The following is a 20,180-nucleotide window of genomic DNA, read 5'->3' as shown; positions in this document are numbered from 1 at the left end:
GTTTCAATGAATAAAAAATTACTCTGTTAACGCTTTTTTCGCGCACTATTTTAGGGAGTAATTAAAAGCCTACTTAGAAAGTTGACTAATGTTCTAATAAATTACTTATTCGTGTTTTAAGATTAATTTATTATTCCATAAAGAAATATAAAGTGTGCTATTTCCTACAATTATTACCAGTGTTGATAACAATAGTATATCGACCTAATTAATTCTTTATCGATTAAAACTGGATGTAAATCAATTGTAAACTCTCGCTGCAAATTTTTGGTGCAGGAAAAATAGACTAAAGTCTAAATAAATTTTTTGATTTTTTTCGGGTTTGATTGATTTTAAGGGCTATTTTTACCGAAAAAAGCCGCATTTATAAATACACTATTTTTTTGTGGTTTTTAAAATACTTAGATGAGCGGGTTTTAGGTGAGCCAAAATGGATCAGTGATGTAAAAAGGAAGGCTACCGAATAAATCTCAGCGATTTATCCGGTAGATAGAACTCGATGAAGACACCGGTGATGTCTTCAAAGCATTTATTGCAAGCAGTTTTTTATAATTCGCAACACGTCCTTGTGTCGCCATAAACGCTGAATTAATCCGTATTACTTTTGGTAATTGTTATGGTTGCAGTTGTAGGGTAACAATTACTGGATCGTGGTCAGAGCTGCGATAAGGCCCTACCTCGGTAAAGTCGATAAGATCACCAAGATTTGGGTTGTAGAACGCCAAGGCTCGATCGTAGGTTAATTCAAACAGTTCGACGCTGTTAATTGTCCAATGAGTTAGATCGACAATATCATTAAACGCACTTGGCGAAGCTAATATGTGATCTAATGAGCCGGCCTGATCCGTTCCCGAGAAATAGAACGAAAAACTGTTTGGATCAAAAGTCTCTGCAACGGATATAAATCCGAAGGTATCTGTTACAGGTACTGAATTACCGTTGTTCAACTCGGTATTCACAGCGGTTTGAATGGTGTAGCCACGTGTTTGTGGATCATAGCTCGTTAATATTGCTAAGGCGTCTTCATGAGTATATGTGTTTAGGTCGCCCAGAATAATTTGTCTGGCTGGCAAGGCTAAGGTATTTAATGCATTACCTAGGGCAACTGCTGTTGAAACTCTGAATGCGCCACAACTGCCTTGAATTGTATCTAATTCAGTTGGCGTGTTGTTGTCTTCAAAACAAGTGGAACCTTTAGATTTAAAGTGATTTACAACAACTGCAAATTGCTCGTTAGTTGCGGTGTGCTCAAAAACCTGAACCAAACTGTTGCGCTGACGTACCGTTGAAGCACCGTTTTGTTGGGTGGGTAGTTGTATTCCAACCAAATCGCCAACGGGTGTAACAATACTGGGTTTATAAATAACGGCGTTACTGATCGCATCTGTACCGGTAATACTGGTATCGTTGGAACTAGCGAAATCGTATACGTTGGAGCCTAAACGATTATTTAATTCATCGACTAATTGTTTAATAGCGCTGTTATTACCAAAACCATCATTTTCGATTTCAATTAAACCGACTACATCGGCATTAATAGTTGCTAGAGCTTCTACAATGCGAGCTTGTTGGAGTGCAAATTCCTCGGCATTTGCAGCACCGCGATTTTCTGGATAATCAAAAGTAATTCTATTTCCACGTACAACTTCACCGTTAAAATAATTAAGTACGTTGAAGCTCGCGATAGATACATCACCATTAATGATGTTAGGCGATGGTGTTCGCGTAGAGTTGATCTGGAATGTTTCTTTAGTAGGGTTGATTCTATATTGGCCAAAGGCAAACATTAATGGTCCGGTTGCATTCACAGAGTCGCCTAATCGCGGAGCGTTATCGTAATTCAAACCATCAAATGTTGGTGTTGAGTAATAACTGATGGTGTCTGGAAATGTAAGACCGTTGTTGTCTTCAACATAAATGATATTTGCAGTGGTATTCGCTACTGCTTGTTGGTATTCGGCACTCAGGGGAATCGCCACGTCACTTGGTGTGCGTTTAATGGCATCGCTTAAAAATATTTCACCAAAACGCGTAAAGTTATCTAGGCTGTAAATGGTAGCGTTGTTAACCGATACAATCATGCCTTCTAGCGATTCGAGATTGATAATACCTTCGAATGGCAACGGAACATTCACCGACGAAATAACTTCGGTGCTGCTGCCGCAAGTAAGATATTGATTAGGTGTGATTTGGCTATTACCAAAAAATTCGCCCGGCGCTCCAGACACTCGCACCACGGTACCAACCGATATTCCATCAAAAATAGTTGTGGCAATAAATATTGCTTCCGATGTTAAGCTGTTTAAATCGCTATCGGATGGTTCTTCTTGCAGGAAGTAACCGTTATCTCTAATTCCGGTAACAATACCTTCAACAATGACTTCGTCGGTTGTTGTTACGGTAGTGCCCTCGCCTTGCACACTGCTTATAAATGTCGCAGGATCAAAACATGCGCCAATATCAACAACCGGTGGTGGCGTAAAACCACCATCAGCACTGAAGGTACCAACGGGCATTGGACTGGCAGCGGTTAGGTTGCTGAGTTCACCATCCCAGGCATTGGCGCCGCTGAGTGTCCATTGGTTTAAATTAAATTGTCCATTATTAATGCTAGAACCACTAATTCTATAGGCCCAGCCATCCATATAGTCCCATAGTTGACCAGTACCATCGACTAAGGGATCGCCGTAAACATCAATCACAGATCCGTTTTGAAATAATTCAATTGCGTCGTCACCATTAATGTTTCCAACACTTGATTGGAAAATTATGTTGGGCGTAAATCCAAAATAATCATTAAAACCAATAATATCGGACGTAACATAAATATAAGTTCCAGCACTTACAGAGCCGGAATTAAATGTGAATTCTTGTCCATCGGTACCGCCACCGTTATTGGCAGCACCTAAGCCATAAATCGATAAATCGGGAATATCTTCATTGACATAAATTTCAACGCCTTTAGGTAAACCGCCAACTAAAGGTCCGTCAAAGACACCAGTAATAATCATACTGGCCTGGCTTGATAGGCTGGCCATTAAAATGGGTAACGCAATAACGAACTTGTTCATACATCTACCTGTATTGATATATAAATAACGAATTAATAAAGATGTGGTTATATGAATATTCAAACAAGCTAAAAGTATATAGAACTAAATTACGAAATGATGATTTATGAAAAAAATAATGGGCTAATGACGTTAATGATTAATGACGTCGAAACCAGTGAATAATTTATGCATTTTTTATTGGTATCTACTGGCAGAAACATCAGTAAAATATTGCTTTAACGGAAACAATTTATTACTGCATTTAAGATTTTTAAAATTCCAACGATTATGGCAAGAGCAGATAGAAAAAAGGTACAAAAAAACGGAAATTATTTAGGATGAGATTAATTAACCAGGAGTTTTAAGCAATAATTAAAAGACAGAGAGATGGTAGAAGCTACAGAAAAAAACTACACGAGAGACCACAAGAGAAACTACAGGAGCGCCTCTGATTGGCTCTTCGGATTAAGTTAAAACCGAGCCAGTTACAAAGCTTTCGAATAATATGCAACTATCGTTTTATTAAATCAGCGTCCTTTACAAGGCAGTTCAATTGCAAACTCGACACCTCGATTATTCGATTTATTAGTGGCGTAGACTCTACCGTTATGAAAGTCTACGACTAATTTAACAATAAAAAGTCCCAAACCTAAATGGACCTGAGTTTCTTCGTTGTTTTTAGCCGTTTGTGTTTGCTTATTGGAGCGTAGTGACACCAAGGAGTCGAACAATTGTTCTTTCATGGATTCTGGAAGTAATGGCCCATCGTTAGCAATTACAATCTTTATACGTTGGTGCAAGTATATCGCGCTCAACGTGACTTCGCCCTCTGCTACACAAAAATCCAAAGCGTTATCAATAAGCTTATCTAATGCTTGTACAATTAAATCTGGCGCTCCATTTACAAACACAGCGCTATCTAAAAGTACGTGGTCAATATTGCTTGAAAATCTAAGGCTTTTTGTTTCGGCCAGGGATTGATAGGCATTACTCACATCTTTTAATAAATCTGTGATAGAAAAACTCTCGAGTTCTGTTCGTGTTATGGTCTCTTCAAGTCGCTTGGCCGATGCCATAGAAGACAGTATATTAGATAATCGTGCGACACCTTGTTGCGAGCGTTCAAGATATTTTCTTTGATCATTATCTAACGCGGTGAGCTCGAGATTATCTAACGAGGTTTTCACCACGGCAATTGGCGTACGCAATTCGTGGGATAACTTGCTGGATAAGGTTTTTAAATAATGGGTGTACTCACCTACTCTGCCAATGATTTCTGCGTAACTTCGGTATAGTTCGCCAATTTCATCTTTAGCTTTTGATACAGGTATTAACGTGTGGACCGAACCTTCGCTATCGATAGATTGATCGACGTAGCGTTTAAGTTTGCGAATACGGTAGCTTAACCAGCTGGCATACACTAATAACGCAAAACCGGAAATTAACGTGGCTAGAGATGTATAAATAAATAAACTTGAGACGGCATTTGCGGTGAGAAACCACCAAGATGCTGTGGTCTGTTCTAGGACTACGGCGCCAAATATCTGTTGTGTCTCATCCGCCAGTGGCACAGCCATGCGAATAAGCTGATTGCTGGCGTCGTACCGATACCAATTTCCGAGCATGTTACCGTTTAATATTGCCGCTTGAGTCTCGGGGGTATCTATAAATCCTTGAGTGTATCGTGAATAATAGGCGGGATATGATCGAGTATTCAATGCAAGACGTAATAACCAAAAAAATGGTGGCGTTTGTTGATTTAAAGACTCATCACTGATGTCTAACCGATTTATATCTCCCAAAATCCAACCTTGTTGGTTTGTTAATAGCACACGAGTATTTTCATGGGTGAAACCGTTTAAAAAGGCGTTCATAGACACTATTTGTGTCTGAATTTTTGGAATCTCAAGTTTTTTTGGATTTGATGCGTCAGATATAGGCATGAAATTCCCCAATGGGGTGCCAGTTTTCGGAACAAACGCTATACCGAAGTTATCACCCATTAATTGTTGAGGAATTTGCAACTCAACTTGAATATCACTTTGATATTCTCGTAAAAAACCTTTGATTCTAAATTCTTGAAAAATTTTTCCGTCGCGTTCATACACGACCTGTAATTGACCCGGTGCGCTGGTTCTTAATACGTAGCTGATGTTCGTTTCTTCAGAGCCCAATATTAAACGAAAATAATCACCCGACGCAGGAAAGCTGAATTGTGGATTGTGATAACTAAACTGCGTGGTATTTACGGTAGCGAAAATATAATAAAAATTTTGAGATTTGACTGACTTAACACCAATTTTTTGCTGAGTTTCTACATTGATGAAGTTGTGATAATCGACGTTTAGAGCCTGCCAATCGTCTTCATAGCCGTCTAAATTTAAGTTCGATTGAATATCATGAAAATATATGTTTTTGCCACCTAAATAGGTTTGTTCACCGGCAAATAAATTGGTGTTGGTATTATTGGTAGTTTTAATAAACTCTTGCAATCCCAAATCATTGTGAACTCGATCCGTAATAGCTTGAGCTGTAGACAGTATGGCTTGTTGCTGAGAAAGCTTGATAATGGCTTCCATTTCTCGAACGTACAAAAAACCCGCCAGCGGTAGTATTAATAAAAATAAGCTAATTAAAAATAGTTGTTTTCTAAGTTTCATTATTATTTAATCAGATTACTTCTCTTCCCACCGATAACCCATACCATAAGCTGTTTGTATGGAAGAAAATTCTGGATCATATTTTTGGAATTTTTTGCGAATACGTTTGATGTGGGAAGTAATGGTATTGTCATCCAACACGACGTTTGCTGCATCCATCAATTGTTGTCGATTTTTAACGTGGCCCGGATTTTTTGCCAAACTATGAACTATCCATAATTCGGTAATTGTCAAATCAATCAGATGATCTTGCCAGCGTGCAATTAATCTATCCATATCGATAGAAAGATTTCCGCGTTGAATTATGGCGTTAGAGCTATTAGCCGAAGACTCTTTCATGGCGTCAAGACGGCGAAATAAAGCGACGATTCTAGCCAGCATGTGAGGTTGGGAAATATCTTTGGTTAAATAATCGTCAGCTCCTAGGCGTAAACCTGAAACTATATCAAAGTCGCTGTCGCGCGCGCTTAAAAACATGATTGGTAAGGTTGGTGCCATAGTTCTTAAGCTACGGCAAAGGTCAAAACCGCCTTCTATTTCATCACCCAAGCCGACATCGATTATCGCCAAATCAGGCAGGCGGCTATTAAAGGCGTTCAGTGCACTGGGACGATCATGATAAAGGGAAACCTTATAACCTTGACGTGTTAAAGCATCGCGGTAGTTTTCGGCGATGGCGATTTCATCTTCAACAATGGCGATATGACGTGCCATGAAATGCTCCCTATGTGCTAATTAGCCAATAAACACTGATAAAAGCTATTATTTTGATGGTTTTATCGCCGCGCAGTCTATCACGGATAGCGTATTTTGCTAACCACAGAGCTTTCTCAAAGTCATGGTCATTCGAGTGCAATTTTATTGCGAGTTTGATGCAGTAGAACCACTCGCTCTTAATTGCAAGACGCTAACAAGTTATTGCCACAATTTGCCATATTTGATCACTATAAAGTCATTTTTGCAGCCCTTCATTAAGAGAATTGATCGCTTAAATACAACCTAAAAATTGAGGGAGTATTTATGATTAGTTTTCTGTTATTGAACCTTGTTCGTCTTATTTGTTGGTTTATCTACCGTTGCTTGCAAAAACATAAAAGCGCAACACTGATATCATCAAAATTAATAGCCATTAATATGGCTTTGAACGACTACCCTCCTCTTGGTTACAAGCCCAAAAAGTTTCCGAAACATATGCTGCTCGATCACAAGCCGAGAAAACGAAAGCGTGACTTATTCTTAAAATTATTTTTGCTAATTATTTTTATTACACTGACGTCGATATTTTTTGCGAAAGTTGCTCGGGCGGCAATACCAGAGCAATATCAAGAGTCACCTCAGTTGTTGTTCAAAAACGACAGTAATGGATTTCAAACTTCTGTGCATCTAAAAACCGAAGTCAATACCAGAATTACCGGTTTAGTGGGCACAACAACCGTTCGACAAACGTTTAAAAACGAATCGAGTAACTGGCAAGAAGGATTGTATGTATTCCCCTTGCCAGAAGATTCAGCCGTGACAGATTTAGCCATATTCACAAACGATCGAAAAATCGTCGCCGAAATACATGAAAAAATTGAAGCACGACACAAATATGAAGTTGCCAAAAAAGAAGGTAAAAAAGCGGCCTTATTGGAGCAACAAAAACCCAATCTATTTGTGCAGGCTGTAAGTAATATTCCGCCCAATGAAAACATTGATGTTGAGATTACTTTTTACCAAATTATACCCTTTAGAAATGGCGAGTTTGAATATCGACTACCTACTACCATGACGCCTCGCTACAGTCCTCGGCAAAATGGTACGCCTACTAATTTAGAGGTTGATACAAAGGTAAACTTAGAAAAAGGCGCAGGAGCGAATCTACCGCAAGTACTTAGTTTCGAAAATCAAGATTTTATTCCAACCCCAAGATTTTCTACTCAATTAGAAAATCCCATGAAGTTTAGTATTGAAATTGAAGCCGGTTTAAATTTGTCAGATATCGAAGTACTTTTTCATGAAATCGAAATAGAGCGTATGCAGTCAATTTATAAAATCACTGCAAAAGATGAATGGATTCCTATGAATCGAGATCTTGTATTAACGTGGAAACCGCAAATCACCGATACGCCACAGGCGGCATTCGTGACCGATATTGTAAACAACGAGAATTTTGGTTTATTGATGCTAGTTCCACCTTCAGAAATAGTCGAAACAATTCCCAGATCGGTAAGCTTTATAATTGATACGTCTGGCTCAATGGGTGGAGCATCGATTAATCAAGCTAAAAATGCGCTCAATCTCGCACTATCTCGTCTTAAACCTACGGATAAGTTTAATATAATTGAATTCAATTCTGTCACTCGTGCCTTGTATTCACATCCTGTATTCGCGGATTCGCGCAACATTCAACAAGCCATTCAATTTGTTTCTACCTTAGATGCGAATGGCGGTACTGAAATGAGACCGGCTTTAGAAGTTGCTCTTAACGCAACCAGTGAGGAAAAGTATTTACGGCAAATTGTGTTTATTACCGATGGCGCGGTAACCAATGAGCAGGAGTTATTAAAGTTAATTTACGAACGCTTAGATCAAGCACGTTTATTTACGGTAGCCATTGGTTCTGCTCCAAATGGTTATTTTATGAAAAAATCCGCTAAATTTGGTCGAGGTAGTTACATTCACATTGGAGATATTACACAGGTTAACACGCAAATGCAGAAGCTTTTTAAAAAATTAGAAAGCGCGGCTTTACAAAACATTCAGATAAACTGGCCAGATCATGTTGAAGTTTGGCCACAAAAAATTACCGATTTATACAAAGATGAGCCTTTAGTTGTGGCAATTAAAAGTACTAAACAAGGAATTTTAAGTGCTGAGAATGTAGACGTACACGGATATTTTTCAGATGGAACTCTATGGCAATCACAAATTATATTGGACTTTAACCGAAATAAACCAAAGCGTACGGGTATCGATAAACTTTGGGCAAAAGAAAAAGTTGAAGACTTAATGGATCAAATAATTGTCGGGAAACCCGAGGCAACCATAAAGCCTGAGGTTATTGAGTTAGGTCTTAAACATAATTTGGTAACCGCCTATACCAGTCTGCTTGCTATTGAGACCGAAATTTCTCGCCCGGTCGCAGCCCCTTTGTACACATCTGCGGTACCACTCGATACACCTGCTGGTCTTAAATTGACACAGGTACCTCAAACGGATACTAGAACTAATTTGTTTATATTGCTCGGCCTTATTTTAAGTATCACAAGCTTACTATTACGAAACTTTAATCGCAAAAATTCAGAGGTTCTCTCATGTTAACCATGTTGTCATCGAGAAACAGAATAATTAGAGGTCTTTCTCTATTGGTATTTTTTGCGAGTATTTTTATGTTTGTCTCTGCGGGTTGGATACAGATTAAGGCTTACACCGCACAATTATTACTGAATAATGCCTGGAGTCGTACTCTGGAAAATACAGCAATAAATCGAAAGGAATATTTTTTTAAACCTTGGTCCTGGGCCGATACTTGGCCCGTCGCTCGAATGACAGTTCCGAAATTGAATATTGATTATCTTATTTTAGAAGGAATGCATGGACAGTCTTTGGCCTTTGGGCCAGGACGAGTAACCAACCAAGAGGTATTTGGTGAAAATCTACCTGTGGTATCTAGCCATGTAAGCGTTAATCACTCTATCCCATTACCTAATCACAGTAGAATTATCGCAGGGCATAAAGACACGCATTTTAAATTTTTAGAACATTTAATAATTGGTGATATCGTTCGAATACAAAATGATCAGGGATCTTGGACTGAGTATACGGTTAGCAACACCGAAGTTTCTGTACCGGTTGATGGCCGAATTCCAATTTCCGATTCGAAAAATGAAATATCTTTAATCACCTGTTATCCGTTTACACCTACAGTTTTACCTTCGGATAAACGCTATATCGTGACGCTGTCACCGGCACAGAAAGAGGTTATTTCTATCAACGACTTAATTTAAATTGCCCTACGAGTTGTCGTAAGCGACTGCTTAACTCTGCCAACTCACGGGTGGTATCGGCGGTTTTTTCTATACCAAAATGTGATTGATTAGAGTAGTTAGCCATCAAGCTAATACTTTGATCAATTTCTTGTACCGCTGCTGATTGCTCTTCGGCGGCACTGGCAATTTGTAAATTCAAATCTGAAATAGAATTAATCGACGCAACTATGGATGATAACGATTGCCCAGCAGCGGCAGCTTTTTCTACTGTAATGGCCGTGGTTTTTTCTCCGTTGTCCATGGTGACTACGGCTTTTTCACTGCCATTTTGCAAGGATTCAATCATAGATCGAATTTCTTCAGTTGAGCTTTGAGTTCTTGCCGCTAAAGTTCTAACTTCATCGGCAACAACCGCAAATCCTCTGCCCTGCTCACCCGCACGAGCGGCTTCAATCGCTGCGTTTAACGCAAGTAAGTTGGTCTGTTCGGCAATTCCGCGAATGACCTCCAATACGGACGAGATAGCTTGGCTGTCGGTATTGACGTTTTTAATAACCATCGCGGCTTGCTGAACTTCTTCCGCGAGATTATTTACCGATGCTTTTGCTTGCTCGACAACGCCTTGACCCATCTCGGCTTCGCGATTGGCTTCCTGCGCAGAAGATGCTGCACCTTCTGCATTTCGAGCAATTTCAGAGACGGTTTGCACCAATTCCATTATAGCCTGCACGGCGGTCTCTGATTGTTTCTGTTGTTTATCTAACACCTCTTTACTGTTTTGCATATTGTAGTCGAGCTCCTTCGAGGAGGTCTCAACCATGGCTGTGGCATGGGCAACTTCAGCGAGCGTATTATCAATTTTTATTACGATGGCATTGAAGTTCTTAGCCATTTCGGCAAGTTCGTCATTACCATTTACTTCTAATCTTCTTGTTAGATCACCATCCCCTTCGGCAATATCTTTAAGTGCTCTTGAGGTTAATTGCAAAGGTACAGAAATGGAGCGACTGATATAAACTGAAAAGGATAAAATTATGACAATTATTATGGCGCTGATTACAATTTGGGTTGGCGCCTCGTTCCAAAATGCGGTTTCGATATCGGTGGTGTAAACTCCAGAACCTACAATCCATTGCCATGGCTGAAATCCGATGACATAACCGATTTTACCTACAATTTCTTGAGAACCAATGGCGGGCCACATGTAAGACACCGATCCAGCACCTTGCTCTTTCACCACACGATCCAATTCAACGAACAGATTTTTACCAGCCGAATCTTTTATTTCGGATAAATTCTGGCCAATAAGCTCGGATTTAATGGGATGCATAACCATCTTTAGATTCATGTCTTGAATCCAAAAATAATTACCATCTTGGTAGCGCAATGCACCTACGGCCTCTTTCGCTTGTTCTTGTGCTTGCTGGCGAGATAAGGTGCCTTGTTGTTCCAGTTTGTAATAGCGCTCTAAAATACTGTGCGCTGTAGATACCACGTTTTCTGTACTTGCTGTGCGGCTGTGGTAGAGAGTTTCTTTCAAAGTAGAAAGCCCATCAAACATTAATACCACAAGGCCAAGCGCTACCAGCGCCGATTGCAGTATCATTCTATTTTGAATAGATAAATTTCTTATCATTATTCTCTCTCGCTCATCTACTTGTCACGTTGAATAATTCAATGTTACTTACAATTTCCTTTATCAATCAAAGGCTTACAATCACACTGTTGTATAGGAATCTCCGATTAACTCATCCGTGATTTAATCAGAGAACAGAAATTGAAAAGCCAATTCCCAATTTCTTTACAATTTCAATCGCTTACCGTTCTTGAAACAGGCGACACATCGTTGTATCGCGAGAAACTCTAGGTTAATCAGAGTTTCATATACTTCTAAAAACTTCAAATTGTTGACGGTACATCTCGTTTATTATTGATAATCGCCAATAACAAATTTTTCATTGTATTGATCAATCCAAATCTTACTTACTTAACATGCGTGTAAAGCGAAGCTTTAGCTAGTTAATGGTCTATCGGCCGAAAAACTTACAGGTTTAATAAGTTAGCGTATTTAGCTGTAGCCACTTTTAATTCTAATTCTGGTTTCGAAAAGTGTTATATATTTTTCGCATTTAGATTCCTCAAATATGTATGAAGAGGTGTACCAAAAGTACGTCTCAGTCAAATCCAACGCCTGCGACTACCCAACTAAGGCAGGATTGGCTATAGATTAGACGAAGATTTGATCTTCATCATAAGCGCTTCAGAATTATCCGTTCTGTTGAGGCATGCAAAAATACCAGTGCCACAAGCACCAAGGAATTAAAATGACACCTGCGAGTAAAGAGCGTTATTTAAAAGAATCTCATCGATGGCTTTCAATTCTTGAAGGTTGCTTCTTAGTTGCTTTAGGCATTCACATATTAGCTTCCGCACAGCTGATGATCAGTGGTACCGCGGGGCTTGGTCTTATATTAATTAATATTACCGAGTTATCTTTCGGTCAAATTTTCTTTTTAATTAATATACCTTTTTACATTCTTGCACTCTTGCAGATGGGGCTGGCATTTACATTAAGAACGATCATTAGTGTTACATTGTTAAGCGGCATCAGTGAAATCTTGAGGTTGTATTTCCATATCAATACCGAACAAGATTTTATGACGGCAATAATTGGCGGCCTATTGGTCGGTTTTGGAATTATTATTTTATTTCGCCACGGGTCATCCCTAGGCGGATTCAATATTATGGTGTTGTTTTTAGAAAAACGTTTTAAATGGCATCCGGGTAAAACCACATTTGTTTTGGATATCATAGTGGTGCTTTTTGGATGTTTTGTGCTCGAATTCGAAAAGGTGTTGTGGTCTATCATCGGATTCATTGCGCTCTCTTCGGTCGTTGGGCGTTATCATCGCCCACCTTTATGGGCAAAACCCTACCCGGCTCAAGTCGCTGACATGCTCGATTCACGTGATGAAGCCGAAAAACATAAGAAATCCGATTCTGATGTTTAGTCAGTATTCAATGTTAGAGAATCATTATTCATACTGAAACAGTAAGTGTTTGAGCAATAATGGTGTTTTGTTGATTAGGTATAAAAGTTGATTTCGTTATAAAATATTCGAAACATTCATTAATCTTGAGATTTTTACGAAACAAAGACATAACGATAATTTCAATAACCATAAGCAATTGAAACTGTTAAAAATTAACGACAACTTTTTCAATTTTTTGTGTGCTGATTGGTATAAAGAAAAGTCAGCCTATTTATAACTCAACAAACAACTTGTTCACATTAAATGACTATCGCTAATTACACCGTTAATTTACAAAACATCGACTGGATAAATCTTGGCTGTCTGATTTGGTTTTTCACCTGTTGGATTGGCTACGCGAGATTTGCTCGACACATGGCCAAAAAGTCTCACTGTATTGCTTCAACCATGCACAGTTTAAGATTGAGTTGGATGGAAGCCATGCTTAAACGTGAGCAACGCATAGCCGATGCATCTATCGTATCAAATCTGGAAAAAAATGTTGCTTTCATGGCCAGTACCAGCATTTTAGTTCTGGCGGGTATTGTTACGGCACTTACTTCTGCGGATCAGGTTAGTGATATGTTATCGAGTATGCATATCTCCGCAGATAACTCTACAGAACTTGTTCAATTTAAATTACTTCTACTAGCATTTATTTTTATTTATGCCTTTTTTACGTTCACTTGGTCACTCAGACAATTTGGTTTTAGTGGCGTAATGATTGGCGCCTCACCGTTATTTTCTAAAGATGCTGATCAGTCGGAATACGAAGTTTTGGTTCGCCATGGTGCTAAAATAATAGACCAAGCGTCACACAGCTATAATTTTGGTTTACGTGCGTATTATTTTTCGATGGCGGCGTTATCTTGGTTTATTCATCCGATATTTTTTGTTATTTCTGTAGGCATAGTTGTTTGGATTTTGTATCAGCGAGAATTTCAATCTAACACGATGAAAGCACTTTTACAGGTAAATCAAGATTTAAAGCAGCTCAATAAGAAGTGAGATTGACGCTTAAATTTTTCTGATATCGCTATTCAATATATAGAAGTCTCTGATTAAATTAGTAGTTTAATCAGAGAGCAGAAATTGTTTATACAATTCCAGGAACCTCTGATTAACTCATCCATGATTTAATCAGAGGACAGAAATTGAAAATGCGATTTCCAATTTCTTCACAATTTCAATCACTTACCGTTCTTGAAATTGGCGACACATCCTTGTGTCGCGAGAAACTCTGGTTAATCAGAGTTTCCCCAATTTATTCGCAGCGTTAATGACCTACCCTACAACTTTAATGACATACCTTCTTTAAGTAGGTGACGTTTTCCCAAGATCCTGAAAAATCAGGGTTTCTACTACTCGGTGATTGCTTAATTAAATCGCTAGGGATATTAAAAATACAGTTTGCGCAGAATAAAAGTCTGTATTAAACAAGAGGAGGTGCTGGGAAACCCTACCAATATCGTAAAGTTTCCCAGCTAGAGAATGGTACTATCTTGAAAGGCAGTTAGTCTAAGAAAAGACCGCTTACGCGGTCTTTTCTGTAGGTGTATCACTGGTATTGTTCACGGGTACTTTTCGAACCATACGAGATATTGCTCCGAATATTTTGCCAAACAGAGCTTTGATATCTTCCAAGATTAAGTACAAACAAGGAACAATCAACAAGGTTAGTACAGTCGCAAATAAAACCGATGAGCCTAAAGCAACGGCCATGGGAATAACAAATCTTGCTTGTAAACTTGTTTCAAACATAATCGGCATTACACCAGCAAACGTTGTAATCGAAGTCAACGTAATCGCACGGAAACGCGCGCAACCAGCTTCAATAACAGCATCTGCAATACTAACGCCTTCTTTTCTTAACTGATTGACATAATCCGTCATTACCAAACTATCGTTAACGACAACACCAGCGGCGGCAATTAAACCGAAGGTTGACATGGTACTTAAATCTAAGCCGATAAAGAAATGGCCCCATAGTGCACCGATAATACTGAACGGAATTACCGACATAATAATGAGTGGCTGAGAGTAGCTCTTTAACGGTATCGCTAAAAGAATATATACCAACAACAACCCGGTGAAAAAGAACGCCACTTGCTCAATTTGCTGCGCTTGTTGCTCTTCTAAATCACCGCTGAGTTTAGATTTAACATCGGGAAACTTCTTAAATAACTCAGGCAAAATGTTTTCGCGAATATTTTTACCCACTTCGCTCGGTTCAATTACTTGTTCGTCGATAGAGGCGCCAATATATACACTTCTATAACCACCTTCACGACGAATGTAGCTGATACCCTGAACTTCAATCAGTTCGACAACATCACCTAACATTACTTCTCGGCCAGCGGGCGTTTTAATTACCGTGTATTTTAATGAAGAAAACGCTTCACGGGTGAGTTCTGGATAACGCACCATTACGCGAATTTCGTCGCCATTACGGATAACTCGTTGCGCCTCACCACCGTAAAAACTCACACCGACTTGATTCGCGATGTCCGCTAGGTCTAAACCTAGGTCGTAAGCAACCGGGAGTAATCTTAGTTGAACTTCTTTTGATGCTGGATCGATAGTTGAGCTTAGGTCAAACACGCCGGTTTGTTGACTTAGCATGCTCATAAATTCACGACCAGCAGCGTTTAATTCATTGATATCCGCTCCGTAGAACAAATAAGCAATTTCGTTGTTGCCATCGTCTTGATCGTTAACATCATCGAGAATTTTTACCGAACGCATACCTGCGATAACCGGCATTTGTTCACGCCATTTGCGAGAAAGATCAAATGCGTTTAAATCTCGAACTTCTTCGTCAACCAAAGGAATCAACAAACGACCTTCGTCACGAGAGATATTGAACGCTAAAACATCTCGAACAACAGGACGACCATATTCCTCAATAACTTCTTGGTTTACGTTCCAAACCACTTTTTCGATGGTTTGTAGCGCTTCCACGATAGCTTCGTCGGAAGAGTTTTCATTCATTTCTACGACAATACTTGGAAAATCATGAGGCACCTGAGGTGTGGGAATAACACGCACGAGGTTTGAAGTAACAAGCGCTAAACTCATGATAAAAAACGCAATCAGGCTTGCGAAAACCGGCCAACGATTACGAGTACACCACTCAACAACTTTTCTATATTTAACGTTTACAAAATGGTTGAATCGATTATTAAATTTTGCTCGCCAACCATTAGGATTAGGCGGTGTAAAATGAGTGTGTGCCAAGTGTGCAGGTAAAATCAGTTTTGATTCGACCAAGCTGAAGAACAAACACAACATTGAAACCACGGCAATACCGAAGAAAAACGCGCTTTCGGGGCCGGATGACAAGGTAAATGGCGCGAATACAGCCATGGTGGTTAATACACCAAATGTTGCGGGTGTTGCCACCTTACGTGAACCTCTTACAACACTAACTACGCCGCCGCCATTTTTTTCAATTTCGGTATATACGCTTTCGCCAATTACAATGGCATCGTCAACGACAATACCCAACACCATAATAAAGGCAAACAAAGACACAATATTGATGGTTACGCCCAGCAATGGCATTAACAGTAATGCGCCAAGGAAACAAATCGGCAAGCCTACCATTACCCACAATGCGAGTTTAAATCGCAAAAAGATGGTCAACATAATCATCACGAGAACAGCACCCAGTGCTAAATTCTCAAGCATCATGTTTAAACGGGCATCCAGATAATAGGTTACATCAACCAAAACTTTTAGCTCGATACCTTCGGGTAATTCGGCATTTTTCTTTTCAATGTATTTGTAAACGCTGTCGGCAACGTGTTCAACACTTTGTGTTTTCGTTGCATTTACATTCATATGTACCGCGTTAAGACCGGAATATTTGAAGTAATTTTCACCTTCTTCAAATCCGTCTTTAATAACAGCGATATCGCCCAACAATACTTTGGCACCGTTGGCACCCAGTTTTACGGGAATATCCAAAAAGTCTTCACCGTGGTAGGCTTGATTTTCAACCCGCACCGATATAATTCCCGAACCGGTTCGTAATTCACCGGCAGAAATATTGGTGGAATATTCGCGAATAGCCTGCGCAACATCTGCAATTGTTAAATTGTATTTACGTAAAGTTTCAGGTGGAACTTCGATACCAATTTCATACTCTGGCGCGTTTAATTCCACTAACGCTACGTTTGATAATTGCAGCAGTTCGTCTTGAATTTCTTGCGCAATAGGTTTTAATTCGAAAACAGGTAAATCACCCACCAACGATAAATCAAGTACAGGCTGTTGGAATTCGCGTTGGTAAACAACTAAAGGTTCCATTGCCGCAGGAAATGTAGCAATTCCATCGACTCGCAGTTTTACCTTGTCTAGAACGTCTGTCAGACTTTCTTCGCTATCAATTTCTAAAGAAACTGAACCGCTGCTTCGAAACGCTCTAGAAATACTGCGTTCAATTTCGGTTACGTCTTTTAAAGATTCTTCTATTTTAACCAGAATACTTTCTTCGATTTCACGCGGAGAAGCACCCGGATAGGTAGCCCGAATTTCGATTCTGTTGGTTTCGATGTTAGGAAACATCTGCCGTTGCAGAGTGAAATAGCTAAATAAGCCAAGAATAATGACCGTCACCATTAGTAAATTTGCAGCGACGGGGTTGTGAGCGAAATAACCGATTACACCTTTTTTTGAGTCCTCAAAGGCTGCGGCGCTTTCGGCATCACTTGAGTAATTACTGTCTTGAATATCAGTCATGTCTGTAAAATCCCGTGGTTAACTTAGAGGGAACTCAGATTGGTTTGCGAGTCGGTTTCTGGGCTTTCTGGTGTTGAATCCTGAATTTTTACCGGCATTCCTTTTTGTGGGTACTCCGGTGGTGTAGTGACAATTCGATCATCATCGGTAAGGCCAGAATTAATAATAAAATATTTATCTTCTTCACGAATTACTTGAACGGTTCTTGGCTCTAGCTGAAGCTCACTGTTTACCACCCATACCGTTTTATTGTTGACCAAATCTTGCGGTAATTTATAAACATGTGGCAGTGTTTTACCGGCAAACCGCACAGAAACATAGCTGCCAAATTTTAAAACCGGAAGACCAGAATCAATACTGTAAGGATCTTTCACTTCGATGACCAAACTCGACATACGTGTGTCTTGGTCGACAACGCCTAAATCGTGTTTGATAAAACCGTTACGTTCAACTCCCTTTAATCCTTGATCAAAGACCGAAACAGGTGTTCCATTTAAGCTTTCTGGTAAAAAGACACTGTCGAATCCTGGGATTGGTGCCACAATTTTTGCGCTTTCAATGTTGTAAATTGTTGCCACCGAAGAGCCTGCAATCAAGAACTGGCCAACGCCGATATCACGGGCAACAACCAATGCATCAAAGGGTGCGTACACTTCAGCATTGGCAAGGTCGCGCTTGGCAGCTTTGAGTTGCGCTTCTGCCGATTTAACCGCGGCTTTTGCGCTTAAAATTTGCGGTTTTCTCAGAAACAGGTCGGTATATTTTTTATTTGGGTTACGCTTGGCTTCATCACGAGCAACATCGGCCATAGCTTCTTCTTCTATTAAAGCAGCCTCGGCAGAAATTAAAGCGGCCTCAGCTTGCAGAACAGCGGCTTCATACAGATCTTTTTCGATGGTAAAAAGCAGCTCTCCACGTTGAATCAGTCCACCTTCAATGAAGTTCTCGTGCCAGCTAGTTACTTCACCCGAAACCTTGGCTGAAAGCTGTGTGATTTCTATGGGCTCAACTTCGCCATGAGCGGTAAGTACCATCTGATAGTCTTCACCGACGGCGTTTTCCACTTTAACAGTGGGTATTGAATCAATAACCGTAGATTCTTCATTTGGGCTTGCCACAGCAACGATTATTTTGGATAAACCCCAACCACCCACAATAATCAAAACAGGTACTGCGATCTTAAAAAATTTTTTTAATCCCGAAGATTTCATAATATTCCCAATTTATAGACAGACGCAGTAACTAACCATTTTTGTAGTCACTGCGTTTATAACTCCAATGTTCAAAACGTTATACTACGAACGGTGATTCCATTTAGCCTTGTTGTAAGGCTTGATAATTAAGTGAGTAAGTTATGAGTACAAGTAAGGTCTTGTGTACCCCATCGACGGAATCGTTTTGTATTGATAACTTGATAATAAAAATCGACGTTATCGAGATCTAAACGTAGAAATCAACATAAACGATTCCCCTTAATCACGAGCGTTTATTAGATTGAACCTATGCTATCGGTGCAAATAACTAACTCTCGCTCCCATCTAAAATCCAAAATCAAATTTCAGTGATCGTTTTAGGGCAAATGTATTTATTTTTGGTGATATAAGCACATTCGAAAAAACAATTTTGTTTTATGACTTTGGGTTTTATCTCTAGACGATTAAATTTCTAAAAGGGTTTACCCAGATATACGATTTTAACGTTAATGTGTTGCTATTCATGTTGATATGCTGATTCAAAACCACAAGCTACTTCGACTACCGTGCACATTTTTTAAGGTTAGCGTTATCAATAGACGAATTATTGACTAATAACGCAAGATAAAAAAATTTAGTCTTATCGACGTTGGCGCACAGCCTCAAACAGAAAAATTCCTGCGGCAACTGAAACATTCAAACTAGACACTTCACCGGCCATGGGCAGTTTTGCTAAATAATCACAGGTCTCGCGCGTTAGACGACGCAGCCCTTTGCCCTCTGCGCCCATTACCAAGGCAACGGAGCCTGAGAGATCCATGGAATATAATTCCGTCTCTGCTTCGCCTGCCGCCCCAATCACCCAAACGCCCTGTTCTTGTAAAGATTTTAAAGTACGAGCTAGGTTAGTTACCGTGATGTACGGAATGGTATCCGCAGCGCCGCTGGAGACTTTTCGGGCAATGGTGTTTAGTGAAGCAGAATTATCTTTAGGCGCAATTACAGCATGAGCACCCGCGGCTTCGGCACTTCGTAAACACGCGCCCAAATTATGAGGATCCGTTACGCCATCGAGCACTAAGAACAATGCTCTGCTACCAACAGCCGTTAATAAGGTGCCTAGATGTGATTCGTCGTAGGTTTCACCGGGTTTGGCGAGTGCAACAACGCCTTGATGATTACCATCAATTTGCTGATCTAAAGTAGCGCGTTTAAGCGTTTGAACAGGAATGGCATTTTGCTCAGCAAGACTTAAAATTTGCTGAATACGACGATCATTACGATCTTTAAGAACACGAAGTTCTACCACCCTATGTGGAGCGGATTTGAGCAACGAATGAACGGCGTGCAATCCAAAAACGGATTCTAAATTAGACAAAGCAAATTCTCTTCTCAATGCAGTAAAGCGCGCATTTTAAAGACTTTTTGCTCAAGCTGTTAATTGAATTCGTATCTGAAACGATTCGGTATTAAAACAAGACCACGTAGGCAGATTAGAATCTGTAAATCCAAGTCCGCGAATTGACCG

11 protein-coding genes are annotated in these 20,180 nt (G+C 39.7%); 4 read left to right on the top strand and 7 right to left on the bottom strand.

The features are described from left to right. Positions 1 to 614 precede the first annotated feature (614 nt). The 3 genes from ACYQ28_RS08200 to pdsR all read right to left on the bottom strand — a co-directional run bounded on the left by ACYQ28_RS08200 (position 615) and on the right by pdsR (position 6,427). Positions 615 to 3,071 (bottom strand): ExeM/NucH family extracellular endonuclease, encoded by a 2,457-nt coding sequence (locus tag ACYQ28_RS08200; protein WP_460049390.1) that lies wholly within the window; start codon positions 3,069 to 3,071, stop codon positions 615 to 617. Between the two features lie 509 nt (positions 3,072 to 3,580). Next, complete coding sequence (locus ACYQ28_RS08195) at positions 3,581 to 5,713, bottom strand: ATP-binding protein (RefSeq protein WP_460049391.1); 2,133 nt, start codon at positions 5,711 to 5,713, stop codon at positions 3,581 to 3,583. A gap of 15 nt (positions 5,714 to 5,728) precedes the next feature. Further along, the gene (gene pdsR, locus ACYQ28_RS08190; protein ID WP_460049392.1) at positions 5,729 to 6,427 is read right to left on the bottom strand and encodes a proteobacterial dedicated sortase system response regulator; all 699 of its coding nucleotides are present in this window, start codon (positions 6,425 to 6,427) and stop codon (positions 5,729 to 5,731) included. 306 nt (positions 6,428 to 6,733) lie between these two features. On the opposite strand from pdsR, the gene ACYQ28_RS08185 reads away from it, so the two are divergent. Further along, complete coding sequence (locus tag ACYQ28_RS08185) at positions 6,734 to 9,016, top strand: marine proteobacterial sortase target protein (protein WP_460049393.1); 2,283 nt, start codon at positions 6,734 to 6,736, stop codon at positions 9,014 to 9,016. Further along, on the top strand, positions 9,010 to 9,702 hold the full coding sequence (locus tag ACYQ28_RS08180; protein WP_460049394.1) for a sortase domain-containing protein: 693 nt from the start codon (positions 9,010 to 9,012) through the stop codon (positions 9,700 to 9,702). Before ACYQ28_RS08185 ends, ACYQ28_RS08180 begins: the two co-directional genes overlap by 7 nt. Here the strand turns inward: ACYQ28_RS08180 and ACYQ28_RS08175 are convergent. Beyond that, positions 9,686 to 11,320, bottom strand: a complete 1,635-nt coding sequence (locus ACYQ28_RS08175; RefSeq protein WP_460049395.1) for a methyl-accepting chemotaxis protein — start codon at positions 11,318 to 11,320, stop codon at positions 9,686 to 9,688. The genes ACYQ28_RS08180 and ACYQ28_RS08175 overlap by 17 nt on opposite strands. A 688-nt stretch (positions 11,321 to 12,008) precedes the next feature. Between ACYQ28_RS08175 and ACYQ28_RS08170 the strand changes: the two genes are divergently transcribed. Both ACYQ28_RS08170 and ACYQ28_RS08165 read left to right on the top strand, forming a co-directional pair. Further along, positions 12,009 to 12,695 (top strand): YitT family protein, encoded by a 687-nt coding sequence (locus ACYQ28_RS08170; RefSeq protein ID WP_460049396.1) that lies wholly within the window; start codon positions 12,009 to 12,011, stop codon positions 12,693 to 12,695. 285 nt (positions 12,696 to 12,980) lie between these two features. Next, a complete protein-coding gene (locus ACYQ28_RS08165) occupies positions 12,981 to 13,724 on the top strand; it encodes a DUF599 domain-containing protein (RefSeq protein ID WP_460049397.1) in 744 nt (247 codons plus the stop codon). A gap of 525 nt (positions 13,725 to 14,249) precedes the next feature. Here ACYQ28_RS08165 and ACYQ28_RS08160 read toward each other — a convergent pair. From ACYQ28_RS08160 to rlmB, 3 genes are all read right to left on the bottom strand, one after another. Beyond that, complete coding sequence (locus ACYQ28_RS08160) at positions 14,250 to 17,459, bottom strand: efflux RND transporter permease subunit (protein ID WP_460049398.1); 3,210 nt, start codon at positions 17,457 to 17,459, stop codon at positions 14,250 to 14,252. Positions 17,460 to 17,482: 23 nt separating this feature from the next. Next, entirely contained in the window at positions 17,483 to 18,670 is a 1,188-nt protein-coding gene (locus ACYQ28_RS08155) for an efflux RND transporter periplasmic adaptor subunit (RefSeq protein ID WP_460049399.1), read from the bottom strand. 622 nt (positions 18,671 to 19,292) lie between these two features. Next, positions 19,293 to 20,030, bottom strand: coding sequence for a 23S rRNA (guanosine(2251)-2'-O)-methyltransferase RlmB (gene rlmB, locus ACYQ28_RS08150; RefSeq protein ID WP_460049400.1), 738 nt, complete (start codon positions 20,028 to 20,030; stop codon positions 19,293 to 19,295). Positions 20,031 to 20,180: the final 150 nt, after the last annotated feature.

It is taken from the genome of Sessilibacter sp. MAH1 (assembly GCF_054658315.1).
The sequence above is the reverse complement of the archived record's forward strand: the minus strand, read 5'-3'. Positions and strand labels throughout refer to the sequence as shown.